This is a genomic window from Nocardia sp. NPDC056000, from assembly GCF_042269265.1.
GTDB lineage: Bacteria > Actinomycetota > Actinomycetes > Mycobacteriales > Mycobacteriaceae > Nocardia.
Genome location: NZ_JBHJXS010000012.1, coordinates 309,671 through 328,233 on the forward strand (window position 1 = coordinate 309,671; position 18,563 = coordinate 328,233).

An 18,563-nucleotide genomic window follows, 5' to 3' on the forward strand; every position below is an offset into this window, starting at 1 on the left:
CAAGGAAATGGCACGATCGCCATTATTCGATAGAATCGTGCCATGCAGAGTGAGGTGATCCGGCCGCATCGTGTCGTCGTACTGGCACTGGACGGGGTGTACCCGTTCGAACTCGGCATCCCGAACCGGGTGTTCGGCACCGCCGACGGGCGCTACGAGGTGCTCACCTGTTCGGTCGACGGAAAGCCGGTGCGCAGCGATTCCGATTTCGATATCGCGGTCGGGCGGGACGCGAGTGCGCTGGAAACCGCCGATACCGTGGTCATACCACCCTGCGATGTGCTCGCCATCCTGAAAGACGGTTTACCGCAGCGGATTTCTGATGCCCTGGCGCGCATCAACCCGGCCGCGCGGCTGGTCTCCATCTGCACCGGTGCCATCGTGGTGGCCGCCGCCGGGCTGCTGGATGATCGGCCCGCGACCACACATTGGAATTTCGCCGAGCGCTTCGGTGCGCATTTCCCGCGCATCCGGGTCGACCCCAATGTGCTCTATGTCGATGACGGCGACATTTTGACCTCGGCGGGAGCGAGCGCGGGAGTTGACTTGTGCCTGCACCTGATTCGCCGCGATCACGGTAGCGAAGTCGCCAATATGGTGGCGCGCCGGTGTGTCGTGCCGCCGTGGCGCGAGGGCGGTCAGGCGCAATTCATCGAACAGCCCGTCCCGCCGCCCGCCGCCGCGGGCACCGCCGATGCCCGGCAGTGGGCGCTGGAAAACCTGCACAGCCCGCTCACGATGGCCGATCTGGCCGAACGCGCCCGCATGTCCGGCCGCACCTTCGCCCGCCGCTTCCGCGATGAGGTGAGGATCAGCCCCGGCCGCTGGCTCATTCAACAGCGCGTCTTCCGTGCTCGCGAACTGCTCGAGACCACCGAACTTTCGGTCGATCGCATTGCCGCCGAAGTCGGTTTCGCCACCGGCACCTCGCTGCGCCAGCACCTGCACGAGGCGATCGGCATCGCCCCGCTCGCCTACCGTCGCACCTTCCGCGCCGCCGCCGTACCCTGATCTCGCGACCGACCGGGTTCGAGGCGAGTCACGCGGTATCCCTCGACGTCGGTGTCGGACCGGCGAATCCAGCGCGCCCGCCGTGCCGCCGAATTCCCCATGGTGACAGCAGTTCTCAGCGGCGGCCGGTGTGCAGGCTGAGTTCGCGGACTTCGCGCAGATGCTGTTCCATGGCCACGGCCGCACTCGCGCCGTCGTGCCGGGCGACCGCTTCGTAGATCTGCCGGTGCCCGTCCAGGGAGACGCGGCGGCCGCGTTTGGTGCGGTGCGAGAGGGTGCGGGTGCGACGGGTCCATTCGGTCGTCATGGTGCACAGCGTCACCAGGAGTGGGTTCTGGGCGGCGTGGGCGAGCAGGGCGTGGAATTCGATATCCAGGCGCAGGGATTCATCGGCCGAATTGCCGTCGCGGCAGCGGCCGAGCACGTTTTCCAGTGAGAGCAGGTTGGATTCGACCGCGCGCAGGGCCGCCAACTGCGCGATGCGCGGTTCCACCAGATCGCGCAGTTCGCTGGCATGACCCAGTTCGATCTCGGTCTCGGCCAGACTGCCCGCCAATTCCGCTGCCATATAAGGAGTGTCGGCCACGGTGCTGCCCCGGCCCTGTCTGCGTTCGATGAGCTTCTTGGACTCCAGCTCGAACATGGCCTGCCGCAGCGACGATCTGGAGATATTCATATTCGCCGCGAGCTCACGTTCGGGTGGCAGCCGATCCCCCGCGCGCAGTTCGCCGCTGATGATCAGGCCCTCCAGGTGGGCCGCGACCTCCGCGCTCACACTGCGTGCGCGGCGGCTCAGCGGTGGTATCGAAGCCGTCATCGACTCAACTCTAAATCCCTTCGTATGCAGGCTATTTCGCGCGCGTAAAGCGCTCGTTACGATAGGTTGTGAACCCTGTTTCCGCCCGGTCGGCTGTCCTATGGTCGGCAGATCGGATGGTCCGACCAATTGCGGTCGGGTAGGGAAGGTAGTGCGCGTGACGTCGATTGTGCAGGGGTTCGTCCCCGCGTTTCCGGTGCTGCAACAGGGCGAGGGAATCGGCGATACGACGCCCTATATTCCGGCCGAACCGTCGAAGGTGCTGTGGGGGCGGATCCCGTGCGCGGGCGACACTCCGATCGCCACCGTCGATCCCGGGCAGGCGGTGATCGTCGATACCGTCAGTCACGAGGGCATTCTGGAGGATCAGGGGTCGGATCCGATCGCCTACTTCGGCAGGCACGGGGTGGAATTGGACCATATCCTCGGTGACACAGTGGAAGTCGCGGCCTCACGCAAGCGGGATTCGCTGGCCGGACCGCATATCGTGACCGGGCCGATCGCCGTGAACGGTGCGCGCCCGGGCGATCTGCTGGCGATTCGGATCGATGATCTCACCATGCGCGCGCCGTACGGCGTGGTGTCCACGCGGCACAATCGCGGCGTACTGGCGCATAAGCTCGGCTTCGACGGTGATTACGGCCAATTCTGTAGCGTCGACTCGCGGGACGGAAAGTGGTTCGGCACCATGCCGATTCACCCCGCGCATCCGCACACCGCCGAATTCCCGCTCGATCCGTTCCTCGGCCTGATCGGCGTCGCCACCGATACCGATTCGCACCTGTCCTCGGTGCCGCCCGGACTGCACGGCGGCAATATCGATATCCGCCGTCTCACCCCCGGCGCGACACTCTTCCTCCCCGTACAGGTTCCGGACGCCCTGCTGTACATCGGCGATCCGCACTTCGCCCAGGGCAATGGCGAGGTCGCGCTCACCGCGCTGGAAGCACCCCTGCGTGCCCGCCTCACCGTCGACCTCATCCCCGCCGCCGAGGTGAAGGCCGGATTGGGCCGCCCCATCGGCCCCTTCGCCGCCGCCCACGGTTTCATCATCCCCACCGGACTGGACCCCGACCTGAACCGAGCCCTGGAAGCCTGCGTCCGCAATGCCATCGAAATGGTGGTGGCCCTGTTCGACGCCGACCCCCAACAGGCCTACCTCTACCTCAGCGCCGCAACCGATTTCAACATCTCCCAGGCCGTCGACCAGGTCCGCGGCGTACACGGAGAAATCCGCGTAGCCGACTTCGCCCACCACGCCACCACCGCCCTCGCCCGCCGAATCCTGGAGCGCGCGTAGTGGCCGACAGCCCCGCCGATCTGGCGGCGCCCGGGGTCGAAACACCCGCCGACTCAACCGCACCCGGGGTCGGGACACCCGCCGATTCGCCCGCACGATTCGTCGAAACGCCCGGCAGTGGCGAGGTGGCTGGAGGGCGTGAGGATGCAGTCTGGCGTATGCGGGGCGCACCCCTGATCGCCGCACCCGGACCGGGCCCGCTGTCAGGCCACACCATCGCGGTCAAAGACCTCTACGCCGTAGCGGGATTCGCCATCGGTGCGGGCGTCCGCGACTACCCCGGCGATCCGGAACCCGAGCACGCCACTGCCGTAGCGGCATTACTGGCAGCCGGTGCCGACATCACCGGTATCGCCCACACCGATGAATTCGCCTACAGCATCACCGGTTCCAACGGCACATACGGCATGCCGGTGAATCCGGCCGTCCGACAGCGTATTCCAGGTGGATCGTCCAGCGGCTCGGCCGTCGCGGTCGCCCGTGGCGAAGCCACCATCGGCCTCGGCACCGATACGGCGGGCTCCATTCGCGTCCCCGCCGCCTACCAGGGCCTGTGGGGCATCCGAACCACCCACGGCCGCATATCCACCCGCGGCCAGCTCCCACTCGCCCAATCCTTCGACACCGTCGGCTGGATGACCCGCGACCCCCAAACCCTTGCCGCCGTGTCGAATTGCCTCCTACCACCGGATACGGTTTCAACCCACGGTGCCGCGACGGCCGGGAATGACCATGCGGGCGACGTGGCGAAGAACGCGGCGAATCCAGTTGCGGCCGACCGCATCGACGAAAGTACGACCGTCACCGTTGACCTGGGCGCGGAATTCGAGACCGCGAGTGATGCCGTGACCGCCGAGCCTCCCCGGTTGGTGGTCGACACCGGGCTCTGCGAGGTCGCGGACCCACCGCTGGCTGCCGCAGTCCGCATTGCCGCCGACACGTTGAACGCGGCTCCGGTGGCCCTGGAGGCGGATCTCGAATCCTGGTTCATGGCCTTTCGCACCGTTCAGGCGTACGAGGCCTGGCGCAATCACGGTCCGTGGATCACCGCCCACCCTGGCGCGCTGACACCCGAAGTGGCTCAGCGCTTCGCCTACGCCGCGACCATCACCCCGGCGGCCGCCGACCGCTCGCGCCGGCTGCTCGAAGCCGCCGCATCCCACCTGCGTTCCGCGCTCACCGGCCGAATCCTGTTGCTTCCCAGCACCGCAACGTTCCCACCGCTCCGGACCGCGAACCCTGCCGAGTTGGAGGCGGGCCGCACCCGCACCCTGCACCTGACCTGTCTGGCCTCACTCGCGGGCATGCCCGCGGTCACCTTCCCGCTCGCCGGAACCGATGGCCTCCCGATGGGCCTGTGCCTGATCGGCGCTCCCGGCACCGATCAGGCACTCATTCGCGCGGCGCACGCCGCCGCCGACCGACTCGGATGAGCTGCCGCCGTCCGGTGTATCGGCAGGTCTTCCACCCAGGCATGTGCCGCGTCGTCCGGTGGAGTCCTGTTGTCTTCCCATGCTATAAGGCATCAGTCGCGCCGAAAGACCGGAGTTGGGGGAGAGGTGCTGTGGCGTCCCGTGCTCGATCTGTCGACCGCGCAGGTTGTTGTGTCTGCTGTCATTTCCCATTCGGCGGAACAGTCGGTGTTCCTGGGTTCGGCGTGATCTGTGCTCGCGGTGTCGCGCGTTCGCGATCGCTGACCTCAGCAGCGCTGCGCCTGGGGGAGTAGTTCGTTGATTCTGGTGGTGCGGGCGACTATTCGGCCCGCCTTGATGACGTAGCAGCGGTCGGGGCGGTCCAGGAGGGCGTGCGATAGCCGATCGGTGGAGAGCACGACCAGGTCGGCCGCCGCGCCGGGGTACAGGCCGTAGGTGTCGGAGATGCCGATTATGCGGGCGGCCTGGGTGGTGGCCATGGATAGGACTCGGGTGAGGTCGGCGGGGCCGGAGAGGTGGGAGGTTTGGGCCAGGAATATGCCTATGTCGAGGAGGTCGGCGTTGCCGTAGGGGGTGAAGGCATTGCGGATGTTGTTGGAGGAGTATGCGGTTTCCACGCCCGCGGCCCAGAGTTCGCGGATGGGGGCGATACCGCGGCGGGGGTTGACGGTGTCGGCGCGGCCACCGAGGTGCATATCGGTGGCGGGGAGGGGGACCACCGCTATGCCCGCCGCCGCGAGGCGGGTGAGGGTGTCGTGCCTGCGGGCGGGGTCCTGGCCCGCCAGGGAGGTCATGTGGCCCAATGTGACTCGGCCCGACATGCCGGTGCGGTCGGTGACCGCGGCGATGTAGTCGGCCATGGCGAAGCGGGGGTCGGCGGCATCGTCGGCGAAGTCGGCGTGAATGTCGAGGGGGACGGCGAATTCGGCGGCCAGGTCGAAGATCAGGTCGATATGGCGGCGGCAGTCCGCGACGGTGGCCTCGTTGTAGGCGCAGCCGCCCAGCACATCCGCGCCGCGGCGCAGGCTTTCGCGCAGCAGGTCCAGCGTGCCGGGGGCTTGCAGGATGCCCTCCTGCGGGAAGGCGACGATTTGCAGGCCGATGCGGTCGCGGTACTCCTCGCGCAACGCCAACAGCGCCTCGACGCCCCGCAATCCGACGATCGGATCGACATCGGGATGCGCGCGAATCATCGTGGTGCCGTTGGCGATCGCCATATCGAGCACCCGGCGGGCGCGGGCGGAGATGGATTCCACGGTGAACTCGCGCTTGAGTTCGGCGGTGACCGCGATGGCCCCGGCCAGGGTGCCGTCGGGATTGGGGCGTTCGGCATCGAGGAGGGCCTTGTCCAGGTGGACATGCGATTCGATCAGTCCGGGAATGACCACCCGTGCCGCGCAATCGATCTCATCGGTCGCGGCCACGGGCAATCCGGGACCGATGGCGCTGATCAGCCCGTCCTCGATGGCGATATCCACGAGTCCGGCGGCATCATCGATGCGGGCATTGCGCAACACCAGATCGGCCATGGATACCTCCGCGAGCACAGCGATGTGAAGAACTGTCCCCGGTTGTATACGACCGCCATGTTTCGATCTCGGGCGCGCAATGCTGCGCCGACGTTACGGACTGCCTTGGCGGCCAGCCGATTCCGTCATCGCTCAGTCGCGGTGGCGCAGCCGATAGGCGTACGTGGCGTGCGCGATATGGTCCGCGACCACCCGCGCGGCCCGCTCCGGATCCCCGGCTTCGAGTGCGGCGCAGATCTCTTCGTGCTCCTGCCAGGAATCGCTCGCGCGCCTGGGCAGCTCGACCGCGTACACCCAGGCGATCTTCCAGCTCAACTGCGTGATCAGCTGTTCGAGCAGGGTGCTGCCGGAGGCTTCGGCCAGCACCTCGTGAAAGCGGCTGTTGAGCCGGGTGAGTTCATCGAGCCGCCCCGCGCGCACGGCGTCCTGGCCGAGCGCGGTCAATTCCTTGAGCCGCCCGAGCTGTTCGGGCGTGCGCCGCACCGCGGCGCGGGAGGCGCACAGCGGTTCCAGGCGGGCGCGGATCTCCAGCAGATCCGCCGCCTCCTCCTCGGTCAATTCGGCGACGAAAACCCCGGCATACGGCCGTGACGAGGCGAAACCCTCGGCCTCGAGAGTGCGCAGCGCCTCGCGCACGGGTACCCGTGAGACGCCGTAGCTTTCGGCGAGCGACTCCTCGGTCAGCCGCTGCCCGGGGCTGAACACCCCGCGGATGATGTCATCGCGAATGGCACGGCACAGTTGCTGCGGCGTCATGCGCCGCACGGTGCTGCTCACCGCGGGCTCGCGAGGGTCACCGCGGCCGCCCGGCGGAAACGCGAGGTACGGGTGTTTGCATACGATCCATCCTGACGGCGGCGGATGAGCGCCGCAAATCCGCGGCGTGAACTCCTACGCCCGTTCGGCTCCCGCTGTCGCACCGGCCTTTTCGGTTCGCCGCTGCCGCGAGCTTTGTATACGATGCGCTGCATCCCATTTCGGAAGGGTTTCATGGATCCCGCGCATCTAGTTCTACTGCTCGTCGCCGGTTTCGGCGCGGGCGTCTGCAATGCCATCGCCGGTGGCGGCAGCCTGTTGTCATTCCCGGCCCTGCTGGCCACCGGATTGCCCCCGGTGGCGGCGACCGTCACCAATTCGGTCTCGGTGTGGCCGGGATATCTGGGCGGCGCGGCCGCCCTGCGCAAGCGGCTCGATGAGCATCGATCGCTGGTGCCCGGGCTCGTACTCACCGGCGCGGTGGGCGCGGCGGTCGGCGTCGTCGTATTGCTGGCCGCACCGCCCAAGGTATTCGCGGCCGTGGTGCCCTATCTGATTCTCGCGGCGACCGCGCTGTTCGCGGCGCAGCCGATGCTGTCGCGGAAACTCGCTGCCCGCCGCGGTGACGGTGATTCCCGGCTGCTGCTGTTCGCCGGTGTCTTCCTGGGCGGCGTGTACGGCGCGTACTTCAACGGCGGGATGGGCATTGTGCTGCTCACCGCGCTCGCACTGGGCATCGACGCCTCGATCACCGCGCTCAACGGCCTCAAAAGCCTGCTCACCCTGACCGTCTCGACGACCGCGATGATCGCGGTCGCGCTATTCGGCCCGGTGCACTGGCTCGCGGTGCTGGTGCTGGCCCCCGCCTGTCTGCTCGGCGGCGTCGCAGGGGCAAAACTCGCCGATCGATTGCGGCCGGGCGCTTTTCGCGCGGTCGTGATCGTCTTCGGTGTCGGCGCGGGCACCGCCATGCTGCTCACCTGATTTCCGCTCACCCCAACGCATCGAAGAGGTGTAAACGATGAACGACCTGCTGCTCCGTGGCGGCCGCCCCTGGACCCCGGGCGCGCCCCTCACCACCGCCGATATTCTGATCAGCGGCGGTCGCATCACCGCGATCGGTCCCGATCTCACCGAAACCGCCACCGAGACCATCGATTTGGCGGGTGCGCTGGTACTGCCGGGCCTGGTGGATTCGCACTGCCACCTCGACAAGACCATGTTCGGCGGACCCTGGATTCCCAATAGCGGCGGCCGCACCCTGGCGGGCCGCATCGCGAACGGTGAAGGGCGACGGCAGGAGCTGGGGCTGCCCAGCGCCGAGTACTCCGCGAACCTGCTGGCCGCCATGATCTCGCACGGCACCGCGCACGTGCGCAGCCATATCGATATCGATCCCGAGGTCGGGCTGGGTGGTGTGGACGCGGTACGCGCTGCGGCCGAACGGTATTCGGATCGCGTCGACGTACAACTGGTCGCCTTCCCGCAGGGCGGGCTGATGAATCGCCCCGGTACCGCCGAACTGCTGGAGGCGGCGCTTGCCGACGGTGTCGAGGTGATCGGCGGACTGGATCCGGCGGGCTATGACGGCAACCCCACCGGACAGCTGGATCTGCTGTTCGGGCTGGCCGAGAAGTACGGCGCGCGCATCGATATCCACCTGCACGATCGCGGTGCGCTCGGGGCCTGGCAGTACGACCTGATCATCGAACGCACCCGCGCCACCGGACTGTCCGGCCGCGTCACCATCAGCCACGCCTACGCCATGGGTGAACTCGCGCCCGAGGAACAGCGCCGCATCGCGGAAGATCTTGCGGACGCGGGGGTTTCGATGGTCACCTGCGCGGTCGGTGATGCCCCGGTGGTGCCCGTGCGGCTCATGCACGAGACCGGTGCGGGCCTGGCGCTGGGCAATGACGGTATTCGCGATCTGTGGACCCCGTACGGCGACGGTGACATGCTGCGCCGCATCATGACCGTCGCGTTCCGCGGCCGCCTGGTGGCCGATGCCGAGATCGAATTGGCGCTGGCGGCCGGAACCTACGGCGGGGCAAAGGTTCTCGGGATCGAGAACTACGGTCTGAGCGTGGGTTCCGCCGCCGATCTGTGCACGGTGACCGCGGAAACCCCTGCGCAGGCGGTGGTTTCGGTGCCGACCCGGGAACTGGTGCTCAAGCGCGGCCGCGTGGTGGCGCGTTCCGGCGCGCTCATCGCCGACTGATCGTATACGAAACAGGGGCGTAATCATGTTGACCGCGAACGGCAATGCGGCCCCGATAGAACTGTGAAGCATGAGCACCACCGCTTCACAAGCCACAACGGACCGAGGCCGGACCGGGGATACCACCGCCGACAGCGACGGCAATGTATACACCGGTCCGGCCTCCAGCGTCCCGGCACTGGCTTTCGATAACGCGAGTTTGGTCTTCGAGAACGGCACCCACGCGCTCGATGGCATCGATATCGCCATTCGCACAGGCGAATTCGTCTCCCTCGTCGGACCCTCGGGCTGCGGTAAATCCACGCTGCTGCGCCTGGCCGCCGGTTTCGACAAACCCACCGCCGGTGACGTGCGGGTGGCCACCACCCAACTGGGCTACGTCTTCCAGGAAGCCACCCTGCTGCCCTGGCGGTCGGTGCTCCGCAATGTGGAACTCCCGGCCGAACTGGCGGGCGTCGACAAGGCCGCCCGCCGCGCCGCCGCCCGCGAGGCCATCGAACGCGTCGGCCTCACCGGCTTCGAAAACCACAAGCCCGCACAGCTTTCCGGCGGTATGCGGATGCGCACCTCGATCGCCCGCGCCCTCACCCGCGCCCCGGAGCTGTTCCTGTTCGACGAACCCTTCGGCGCACTCGACGAGATCACCCGCCAGCGCCTCAACGAGGAGGTGAGCGGGCTCTACCGGCGCTCCGGATTCACCGGCGTCTTCGTCACCCATTCGGTGGCCGAGGCGGTGTTCATGTCCACCCGCATCATCGTGCTCACCGGCCGGCCCGGCCGGGTCGCCGCAGATATCGCGGTGCCACTGGACTTTCCGCGCACCCCCGAACTCCGCTACACCCCGGAGTTCGCCGAGATCGCCGCCACCGTCTCGGCCGCCCTGCACGCGGCCGAGAGCACCGAAGCCACCGGGAGGGCCGCATGACCGCCGCAACCGCTCGATCGGCCGCCGCCGCGACAATGGTCGCCGCTGCCATGGCGGGGGAGTCGGCCGCGGGAGACCGTGGTTCGGCCGCCCGCGTACCGGCTGCTTCGGCCGGAGCCGCACCTGCCTCCGCGATGACCGAACGGGGGACGGCCACCCCGGAATCACCCTTATCGCCGGGGGGAAAAACGCTGTGGCCCTTCGCCATCGCGCCGATTCGGGTATTCGCGCCGGTCGCGGTGTTCGTCATTGTCATGGCGGCCTGGTCGGTGGTGAGTCACTTCGTGATCGCCGAGGATTCCCGATTCCTGCTGCCGCCGCCGGAATCGGTGATCTCCAAGGGACTGCTCGACGCGACGGCCCGCACCGAGATCTTCACCGCGCTGGGTTCGACGGTGCAGATCGCGCTCACCGGATTGGCCATCGCCATCGTGCTCGGCGTCGCCTTCGCGGTGATCATGAGCCAGGCGCGCTGGGCCGAATACTCGCTCTATCCGTACGCCGTTGTGCTGCAGACCATTCCGGTGCTCGCGGTGGTGCCGCTGTTCGGCTTCTGGTTCGGGTACGAATTCGGCAGCCGCGTCATCGTCTGCGTCATGGTGTCGCTGTTCCCGGTCATCACCAATACCCTGTTCGGCCTGAAGTCGGTGAACGCCGCCGAGCACGACCTGTTCACCCTGCACGGTGCGTCACGGTGGCAGCGATTGCTGAAACTGCAACTGCCCGCGGCGTTTCCGGCCATGATCACCGGTTTCAAGATCTCCGCGGGGATGGCCATCATCGGTTCCATCGTGGCGGACTTCTTCTTCCGCCAGGGTGATCCGGGTATCGGCCGCATGATCGATGTCTACCGCCAGCGCCTGGCCACCGAAGAGCTGCTCACCGCGCTGCTGCTGTCCTCCCTGGTCGGCCTGATCCTGTTCTGGATCTTCGACTTCCTCGCCGCCCGCGTCGATCGCGCGCACGGTAAGCGCCGCTGACGACATCTGCTGCGCCACAAAAGTTTCCACCCCGTAGTACCCAACCAAGGAATGCTCGTGAAGAAACGTCTCCTCGCCGCTGCCGCCCTCGCGGGCAGTCTCAGCCTCGTGCTCACGGCCTGCGGCGGTGGCGCCTCGTCGCCCAAGCCGACCGGTCAGGGCGTGCTCGCCGGAATCTGTCCGGCCACCGTGGTCATCCAAACGGACTGGTACGCAACGCCCGAACGTGCCGCCGCATATCAGCTCGTCGGCCCGAACGGCACCGTCGACGCCAAGAAGGGCGCGTACGTCGGCCCGCTCGGTGACACCGGCGTGAATGTCGAAGTGCGCCTGGGCGGTCCATTCCTGGGCGGTCAGCCGGTTCCGGCGCAGATGTATCAGGACACCAGCATCACCCTGGGCATGGTGCCCACCGACGAACAGGTGCGCGCCGCCGCCAAGACGCCGCTGACCGGCGTCTTCGCCTCCCTCGATATCAACCCGCAGATCATCATGTGGGATCCTGCCACCTATCCGCAGATCAAATCCTGGCCAGATGTGGCGGCCAGCGGCGCACCGATCCTGTACTCCGAGGGCAAGCCGTACATGGATTTCCTCGTCGCCAACGGCTACGTGAAGAAGGAACAGCTCGACGCCTCCTACGACGGCACCCCCAGCCGTTTCGTGGCCGAGAAGGGCCGAGTCATGCAGCAGGGCTACGTATCCAACGAGCCGTATCGCTGGGAACACGATGTGAAGGGCTGGCAGAAGCCCACCGCCAGCCTGCTGATCGCCAAATCCGGCTACGAGGCCTACCCGCACGCCTGGTCCGTGCGCACCGGCGAACTCGACAAACTCCGCCCCTGCCTGCAAAAGCTCGTCCCCATGCTGCAGCAGGCCCAAATCGACTACGCCACCAACCCCGAACCCACCAACCAGGCCCTGCTCCGCATCTCCCAGACCATCCCCGACGGCCCGCCCATCAGCGCCGCCGGCAATACCGATTCGGTGAAAGTCCAACTCGCCGAGAAGATCATCGGCAATGGCCCGGACAACACCCTCGGCAATTTCGACACCGCCCGCGTAGACCGCGCCATCGCCCAGATCGCCCCCATCCTGAAGGCCCGCAGCCAGCCGGTCCCCGACGGCCTCAAAGCCTCGGATCTGGTCACCAATGAATTCATCGACACCGCGAAGGGCCTGAAAACCCAAGGCTGACTCATCGAACGCGGTTGGTGCACAACCGCGTTCGACGTCAGCGCCGGTAACGGGTCACTGCGAGGATTGACCGGCTCGCAGTGACCACGCGCGGCGTAGATCCCGGTTCGGGAGGATCCGGTCCCACAGGCTGGGCGGGGTGCGCTCGGGATCCATGAGTTCGTTCTCCGCGAGGGGACTGTCCTCATGCTCGACGGTCTCGGGTTCGAATCGTTTCAGCGTGCGCCCGGGGCCGCGGAGCGCCTCCACGGTGCGCAGCAGTGAGGATGTCTCGGCCAGGGTGGCGTCGAATGTCGCCGTATCGGTGTCGAGGTGTTCGCAGAGCAGTCGGCGGCGCATGCCGAGGATGGTGTCGCGCAGCTGTTCGGCATCGGCCGTCTCGGGGGTGACCTCGACGGCGAGATCGCATTCGGTGTCGAAACCCATCGATCGGTTGTTGAGGTTGGAGGAGCCGACGCGGAGCAGGCGATCATCCATCACGAGAACCTTGGCGTGCACGTAGATCGGTGCGTCGCCCTCGGTGACGGGGTAGTAGACGCCCAGGCGGTTGTGGGTATCGGCCCGCCACAGCAGATGCAGCAGGCGGCGGCGCGCGCCGTCCATCGCCTGCTGTTCCAGCCAGCCGTCGGCATTGCGGGGGATGACCAGCACTATCTCCGGGCCGTTCGGCTCGCGCAGACGGGCGGCGATCGCCTCGGCGAGGGTGCGCGAGGCCAGGTACTGGCTCTCGATGTAGAGCGAGCGGGTCGCGCCCGCGATCGCCGCCAGGTACAGCGCCTCGATCTCACGGACTTCGGTGCGGTCGGCGAGTTCGGGGAGGGTCCGGGCGATACCCACCTGCACCGATCGCATGGTCGGCGGCAAACCTTCCGGCCAGGGGGCGTCCCCGTCCAGTGGGTCGACCGGGTCCAGTTCCTGACCCGTCGCGGATTTCCAACGGGCCCTGGCCAATTCGCCGATCGCTCGCGCTGCGTCGCCGTCTACGGCGGTGGTCGCGTCATGCCACGGTCCGTAGCGGTTGCCGCTGGGTTCGGTGCGGTAGTGGTTGTCATCGCGGTGATCGCCGGTATCCCAGCGGTCGACGGTCATATCGATGCCGCCGCAGAACGCGAGCGCGTCATCGATCACCACGATCTTCTGGTGGTGCGCCGATCCGATCGGATGCGCGCCGTCGATCTCGAAGTGCAGTCGCTTATCGGTCAGCCAATTCAGCACGAAGACCGGCGTCATCCCGCGGGTGATCGCCGCGAACGCTCCGATATTCCATTTCAGCAGGTAGATGTCGAGATCCGGGCGCTCGCGCGGCAGCCAGGACAGGAACTCGCCCAGCCGATTCGGCCCGTCGAGGGTCGCGCCCTGCGGTTCGAACTTGATCCGGGTGTCGAAATCCCAGCCGATCAGCACAATCCGCTTGCGCGCCTGCAACATCGCCGACTTGGCGTGGCGAAAGTAGTCCGCCGCATCGACAATGCACGCCAGCCGCTCGGCTTGCGCTATCTGCCAGCAGGTTTCACCGGGAACGAGGATTCGCGACTCGTCACTCATACGCACTCAGCTCTCTCGTCCAGCCACCCACCCGCCCGCACAGACGGACAATTCACCCTACTGCGCCGAATCCTCTGCGCTAGCGTCCCCACCATGGCTTGCAGAATCACCGAACTGGTCATCGACTGCACCGACCCCCAGCGCCTGGCCGACTTCTGGTGCGAAGTCCTGGGCTACACCGAACTCGGCTGGGACGACGGCACCCTGGAAATCGGCCCACCCGGCGCGACCTCCGGCGGCCCCCACCCCACCATCCTGTTCAGCCCCACCACCGACCCCCGCCGCGGCAAACTCCCCCTGCACCTGGACGTGAGCCCCACCGACCGCGACCAAGCCGAGGAACTCGAACGCATCCTCGCCGCCGGTGCGAAACTCGCCGACATCGGCCAGGGCCCCGATGTCTCCTGGCACGTCCTCACCGACCCGGAAGGCAACGAATTCTGCCTCCTGCGCGGCCGGGTGGATCCGCTCACGTGAGCAGCACTGCCGAGCGGGGTCTCGATTCGTGAGGAACTACTGAGCGCGGGCGTATGTCGGGCTTCCTCGATACGTTGTCAGGGACAGTGTTATCGGGGAGGGAAAGCTATGGGAGAGTCGGTCGGCTGGGTCGCGGTGCGCGGCAGGACGTCGGATGAGGTGTGCGGGGCGCTGGGGTTGCGGCGGACGGGGGAGCGGAGTGCTGTTGCGGCGCCGCCGTATTCGGGGGCGATGGGGCGGGGCGGGTGGTATCTCGTGGTGGCGGAGGGGGGTTATGAGGAGATCGAGGAGATCGCGGATCTGCCTCGGCTCTCGGTGGGGTGTGAGGTGATTTCGCTCGAGGTGGAGGAGCTCGCCGGATGTGCCTCCATCGAAGGGTGGGTCGACGGGGCGCAGCGGTGGCTGGTGGCCTTCGATCCGTATATCGATGACGGTGAGCTACGGGTGAGCGGTGAGCTTCCACCGCAATACGATTCGGCCCGCCGCCGGTGCGCGGCCGCCGCGGCCAGCCCGTTCGATCTGCCCATGTTCCTGGCCGAGGAGCTGGTGGGCTACAGCTACGATTCGCCCCTCGCCACCGCTGAGACTTCGGCCGCGGACTCCGCGACGGCAGCGCCCGATGACACCGTGGAGCCCTTCGAAACACTCGAATCGCCCGTCACCGCGGAACTGCTCAGCGGGGTCACCGAGCGGCTGACCGCCGCCCTGACCGCGGCCGGTTTCACCGCCGTCGATCCCCTCGACGATTGGCGCTGCTGGTTCACCAGGGATACGGCGGTCCCCGGAATCACCGCGGCGGTGGCGGCGCATATTCGGCGCAGCCGGTTCGGCGATGTCGAAATCGACGGCTACGCGGTGCTTTTCGATGCCGAGGTGGGCCGGTTGGTGGCCGAGCTACCCGACACCGCGTGGCTGGACCGGGAAGAAGGCGATGATCGCCGATTCGGGGACATCGACGATCTCGGTTTCGCCGGGAGCGATCGGGGCTGGGATCCGGGGCACGGGTTCCTGCTCGGGCGCGGGGCCGACTTCGACAAGGCGGTGGAATGGTTCATGGGCTATGTGCGCGGACCGGTCGCGCCCTGGCTGGCGCAGTGGCCCGACGCGCAGGCATTCCTGGACTCGGCTCGCCTGCGCGACAAGGGAATGCGGTTCAACGCCGCCCGATTACGCGCCGCGGTCGTCTGGTGTCTGCTGCACGATTCCCCGGTCCAGGCCGCCGATCTGATGGGCTGGTACCTGCGCCCGTTCCGCCGCCTGCGCGATCCGTTCGGCGCGTTCGATTCCCATGCCCGCGCCACCGCGTTCGATCTCGCACTGCGCGAACGCTTTCCGGAATACGCCCGCGCGCGGAACTGAATCAGCTGGTGGCCTTGGCCAATTGCTGCGAGACGAGGTCGAGGAAGGCGTCGACCTCTTCGCGGTGATAGGCGGCGGTACCGGGGGAGGCGGTGTGAAACCTGGTGTGGCGCACATCCTCCGCCGTCAGACCGTTGGGACCGTCATGCGCCAGGGTCGCCGCGAGCCGGTCCAGGAACGCTCCCACTTCCTCCGCGGCATAGCCCGATAGTCCGAACGGCGGCGCGGAGAACCGCATGCGCAGCACATCGTCGTGGGTGAGCGGATCCTCCTGCTGCCGTACCGCGATGAGCGGATGCCCGCGCCGCAGATACTCGAGTTCCAGGCAGATCTGATCGAGGAATTCGTCGACCTGGTCGATGTCGTACCCGCGATGCCCGAACGGCGGCCCGTCGAACTCCACCAGCCGGATATCGGCGGCGCTCAAATGATCATGGCCGGACATGGTGTCGGCGATGCGCGCGCAGAAGGCGTCCACCTGGCCGGGGTGATAGCCGTGGTGCCCGAACGGTGCTGTGCCGAAGTGTCTGCGGCGAACGTCCTCGGGAGTCACGCGGTCATTGTGCCAATGTGCTCATGTCCGAATCGCCGCCGCCCCTTGCGGATCCGCTTTGTCGGAAACCTCGGGTCCGGACCGCGGCTCAGTCCTTGCGCACGCCGTCGATGATCAACCGTCGAATCGCCTGGGTGAGATCGGCGGTGGCCGCCGCGGAGGGTTGCGGCTGGCGCAATCCGTGCAGGATCGCGGCCAGCAGCATGCCGGTTACCGCCCGCGAGGTGTTGACGGTATCCAGATCCGCGCGCAAATACCCCTGTTCCACACCGTGTTCCAGATAGGCCGTGGTCAGCGCGTCGGCCGTATCGAGCAGACCGTACAACCGCATGGTCAATTCGGTATCGATGCCGGTGGCCTGGAACAGCAGCAGCTGCGCCACCCGCGCGTCCGCCAGGAAAATATCGTTGAGCGCGCTGCCGATGCGCTCCAACTGCGCCCGGTACTCCTCCAGGCTCTCGGCCGCATCGGGTGCGTTATCGGTGCCCAGCGCCTCGATGATGCGGGCCGCCAGATCATCGATGACGTGATCGATGATGTCGCGCTTATTCGCGAAGTACCGGTAGAACGTGCCATGCCCGATACCCAGCTCAGCGGCGATATCGGCGATGCCGGTGGCGTGGTAGCCCTTATCGGCGAAGCAGGCGAACGCGGTATCGATGATCTCCTGGCGGAGTTCGGCCTTACGCCGTTCGATTCTCGAGGATGGCTTCGTCACGACCCCGATGATACGGTGTTCACAAACGGAATGAGATGTCATTCCGTGACATCCGGGTCACATACGGTCTATGGGCCGCAGTTTTACAGGGAGGTTCGTCGTGGCACCTCAGTACGACGCGATCGTGGTCGGTGCGGGTTTCGGCGGGATGGGCGCGGGCATCGAGCTGGATCGGCTCGGCCTGAGCAATTTCGTGATCCTGGAGCGCGAGGACGACCTCGGCGGCACCTGGCACGTCAATCACTATCCGGGCCTGGCGGTGGACATCGCCTCGGTCACCTACTCCTATTCTTTCGAGCCCAACCCGAATTGGTCGCGCCTGTTCGCGCCCGGCGCGGAGCTCAAGAAGTACGCCGAACACGTCGCCGACAAATACGACCTGCGCCGCCGCATGCGCTTCGACACGGTCGTCGGGGGCGCGCGCTGGGATGAGGAACAGCAGCACTGGGTGGTCGCCATCGAGAACGGCGAATCCCTCACCGCGCGTTACCTGATGGCCGCGACCGGCTTCCTGTCCCAGCCGTACACCCCGCCGTTCCCGGGCATCGACACCTTCGCGGGCAAGATCATTCACACCACGCGGTGGGAGAACGATTTCGACCTGACCGATACCAAGGCCGCCATCATCGGCACCGGCGCCACCGCCGTGCAGTTGATTCCGGAGGTCGCCAAGAAGGCGCGGGCGCTCACCGTCTTCCAGCGCACCCCGATCTGGGTGGTGCCCAAGGTCGACACCGCCATCCCCAAGCCGGTGCAATCGCTGTTCGCGCGAGTTCCGTTCACGCAGAAGGCCGCTCGCATGGTGAACACCTCCATGCTGGAAGCGCTCATGGTCGTGGGCGTGCTGCACTACAAGCAGGCCAAGCCGCTCAACAAGGCCGCCGCGGCGCTGGCCAAGGCGCATTTGCGCACCTCGGTGAAGGATCCGGAAACCCGGAAGAAGCTCACCCCCGATTACGATTTCGGCTGCAAGCGCCCCACCTTCTCCAACCTGTACTTCAAGACCTTCAACGAACCGCATGTGCGCCTGGAGACCAACTCCATCGATCACATCGAACCGGACGGCATCGTCACCGCCGACGGCCATAAGACCGAGATCGACACCCTGATCCTGGCCACCGGCTTCAACCTATGGGATGTGAACTTCCCGGCCATCGAGATCATCGGCCGCGACGGAGTCAACCTCGGAAAGTTCTGGCGCGACAACCGTTTCCAGGCGTACGAGGGCGTCACCGTGCCGAAGTTCCCGAACTTCGTCAGCCTGAACAGCCCGTACTCGTACAGCGGTCTGTCCTACTTCACCACCATCGAGGCCCAGATGAAGCATATGGGCCGGCTGTTCGGTGAGATGCAGCGTCGCGGCGAAGAGGTCTTCGAGGTCACCGAGCACGCCAATACCGGCTTCCTCGATCGCGTCACCGACAAACTGGACTCCTCGGTGTTCTACGGCGGTCAGTGCTCCACCGCGCGCAGCTACTACTTCAACCAGCACGGTGAGGCCGCGCTGCTGCGTCCCACCAGCACATTGAACGCGCACCGGGAGGCGTCGACCTTCCCGCTGGACGATTACACCTACGGCACCCGTTCGGCCTGAGCCCGGTGAACTCCGTGCCGGGTAGGTCCGGTACGGAGACGCGGGGGCGGGGGGGGGGGGCCGGCCGCCGGGGCCCGTGGCACGACCACCGGGGGATTTGAAGGCATGGGGGCGAATTGCACAAGAAGAAACCGGGGCCCCCGAGGGA

General features: G+C 66.9%; 17 protein-coding genes. 11 read left to right on the forward strand and 6 right to left on the reverse strand.

The annotated features are described in order from the left end of the window. The first annotated feature begins 42 nt into the window (after positions 1-42). Positions 43-1,011: a GlxA family transcriptional regulator gene (locus tag ACFC4D_RS33060; protein ID WP_376069010.1), complete on the forward strand. Its 969-nt coding sequence runs from the start codon at positions 43-45 to the stop codon at positions 1,009-1,011. Positions 1,012-1,126: 115 nt separating this feature from the next. On the opposite strand, the gene ACFC4D_RS33065 is transcribed toward ACFC4D_RS33060, so the two are convergent. Beyond that, positions 1,127-1,828: a FadR/GntR family transcriptional regulator gene (locus ACFC4D_RS33065; RefSeq protein ID WP_376069011.1), complete on the reverse strand. Its 702-nt coding sequence runs from the start codon at positions 1,826-1,828 to the stop codon at positions 1,127-1,129. A gap of 157 nt (positions 1,829-1,985) precedes the next feature. On the opposite strand from ACFC4D_RS33065, the gene ACFC4D_RS33070 reads away from it, so the two are divergent. Together ACFC4D_RS33070 and ACFC4D_RS33075 are read left to right on the forward strand one after the other, a co-directional pair. Then, a complete protein-coding gene (locus ACFC4D_RS33070) occupies positions 1,986-3,128 on the forward strand; it encodes an acetamidase/formamidase family protein (RefSeq protein ID WP_376069013.1) in 1,143 nt (380 codons plus the stop codon). Next, entirely contained in the window at positions 3,128-4,561 is a 1,434-nt protein-coding gene (locus ACFC4D_RS33075; protein WP_376069015.1) for an amidase family protein, read from the forward strand. The genes ACFC4D_RS33070 and ACFC4D_RS33075 overlap by 1 nt, the downstream gene beginning before the upstream one ends. A 266-nt stretch (positions 4,562-4,827) precedes the next feature. Here ACFC4D_RS33075 and ACFC4D_RS33080 read toward each other — a convergent pair whose 3' ends face one another. Together ACFC4D_RS33080 and ACFC4D_RS33085 are read right to left on the reverse strand one after the other, a co-directional pair. Continuing rightward, on the reverse strand, positions 4,828-6,090 hold the full coding sequence (locus ACFC4D_RS33080; RefSeq protein WP_376069017.1) for an amidohydrolase family protein: 1,263 nt from the start codon (positions 6,088-6,090) through the stop codon (positions 4,828-4,830). A gap of 132 nt (positions 6,091-6,222) precedes the next feature. Next, positions 6,223-6,846 carry a GntR family transcriptional regulator gene (locus ACFC4D_RS33085; protein WP_364632273.1) on the reverse strand — a complete coding sequence of 208 codons (624 nt, stop codon included), beginning with the start codon at positions 6,844-6,846 and terminating at the stop codon, positions 6,223-6,225. Between the two features lie 234 nt (positions 6,847-7,080). Here ACFC4D_RS33085 and ACFC4D_RS33090 point away from each other — a divergent pair, with 234 nt between their 5' ends. From ACFC4D_RS33090 to ACFC4D_RS33110, 5 genes are all read left to right on the forward strand, one after another. Next, the gene (locus tag ACFC4D_RS33090) at positions 7,081-7,830 is read left to right on the forward strand and encodes a sulfite exporter TauE/SafE family protein (RefSeq protein ID WP_375953581.1); all 750 of its coding nucleotides are present in this window, start codon (positions 7,081-7,083) and stop codon (positions 7,828-7,830) included. 37 nt (positions 7,831-7,867) lie between these two features. Next, positions 7,868-9,067, forward strand: coding sequence for an amidohydrolase family protein (locus ACFC4D_RS33095; protein WP_376069018.1), 1,200 nt, complete (start codon positions 7,868-7,870; stop codon positions 9,065-9,067). Positions 9,068-9,137: 70 nt separating this feature from the next. Next, the gene (locus ACFC4D_RS33100) at positions 9,138-9,992 is read left to right on the forward strand and encodes an ABC transporter ATP-binding protein (protein ID WP_376069020.1); all 855 of its coding nucleotides are present in this window, start codon (positions 9,138-9,140) and stop codon (positions 9,990-9,992) included. After that, positions 9,989-10,972 (forward strand): ABC transporter permease, encoded by a 984-nt coding sequence (locus ACFC4D_RS33105; RefSeq protein WP_376069021.1) that lies wholly within the window; start codon positions 9,989-9,991, stop codon positions 10,970-10,972. Before ACFC4D_RS33100 ends, ACFC4D_RS33105 begins: the two co-directional genes overlap by 4 nt. 57 nt (positions 10,973-11,029) lie before the next feature. Continuing rightward, the gene (locus tag ACFC4D_RS33110; RefSeq protein WP_364632282.1) at positions 11,030-12,169 is read left to right on the forward strand and encodes an ABC transporter substrate-binding protein; all 1,140 of its coding nucleotides are present in this window, start codon (positions 11,030-11,032) and stop codon (positions 12,167-12,169) included. A gap of 54 nt (positions 12,170-12,223) precedes the next feature. On the opposite strand, the gene ACFC4D_RS33115 is transcribed toward ACFC4D_RS33110, so the two are convergent. Then, a complete protein-coding gene (locus ACFC4D_RS33115) occupies positions 12,224-13,714 on the reverse strand; it encodes a phospholipase D-like domain-containing protein (protein ID WP_376069022.1) in 1,491 nt (496 codons plus the stop codon). A gap of 93 nt (positions 13,715-13,807) precedes the next feature. Between ACFC4D_RS33115 and ACFC4D_RS33120 the strand changes: the two genes are divergently transcribed. Further along, a complete protein-coding gene (locus ACFC4D_RS33120) occupies positions 13,808-14,191 on the forward strand; it encodes a VOC family protein (RefSeq protein WP_376069024.1) in 384 nt (127 codons plus the stop codon). Positions 14,192-14,299: 108 nt separating this feature from the next. After that, positions 14,300-15,550: a hypothetical protein gene (locus ACFC4D_RS33125; RefSeq protein ID WP_376069027.1), complete on the forward strand. Its 1,251-nt coding sequence runs from the start codon at positions 14,300-14,302 to the stop codon at positions 15,548-15,550. Position 15,551: 1 nt separating this feature from the next. Here ACFC4D_RS33125 and ACFC4D_RS33130 read toward each other — a convergent pair whose 3' ends face one another. After that, a complete protein-coding gene (locus tag ACFC4D_RS33130; protein ID WP_376069029.1) occupies positions 15,552-16,103 on the reverse strand; it encodes a DivIVA domain-containing protein in 552 nt (183 codons plus the stop codon). Between the two features lie 88 nt (positions 16,104-16,191). Then, entirely contained in the window at positions 16,192-16,863 is a 672-nt protein-coding gene (locus ACFC4D_RS33135; RefSeq protein WP_375953566.1) for a TetR/AcrR family transcriptional regulator, read from the reverse strand. 58 nt (positions 16,864-16,921) lie between these two features. Between ACFC4D_RS33135 and ACFC4D_RS33140 the strand changes: the two genes are divergently transcribed. Further along, positions 16,922-18,415 carry a flavin-containing monooxygenase gene (locus ACFC4D_RS33140; protein WP_376069032.1) on the forward strand — a complete coding sequence of 498 codons (1,494 nt, stop codon included), beginning with the start codon at positions 16,922-16,924 and terminating at the stop codon, positions 18,413-18,415. The last annotated feature ends 148 nt before the right edge of the window (positions 18,416-18,563 follow it).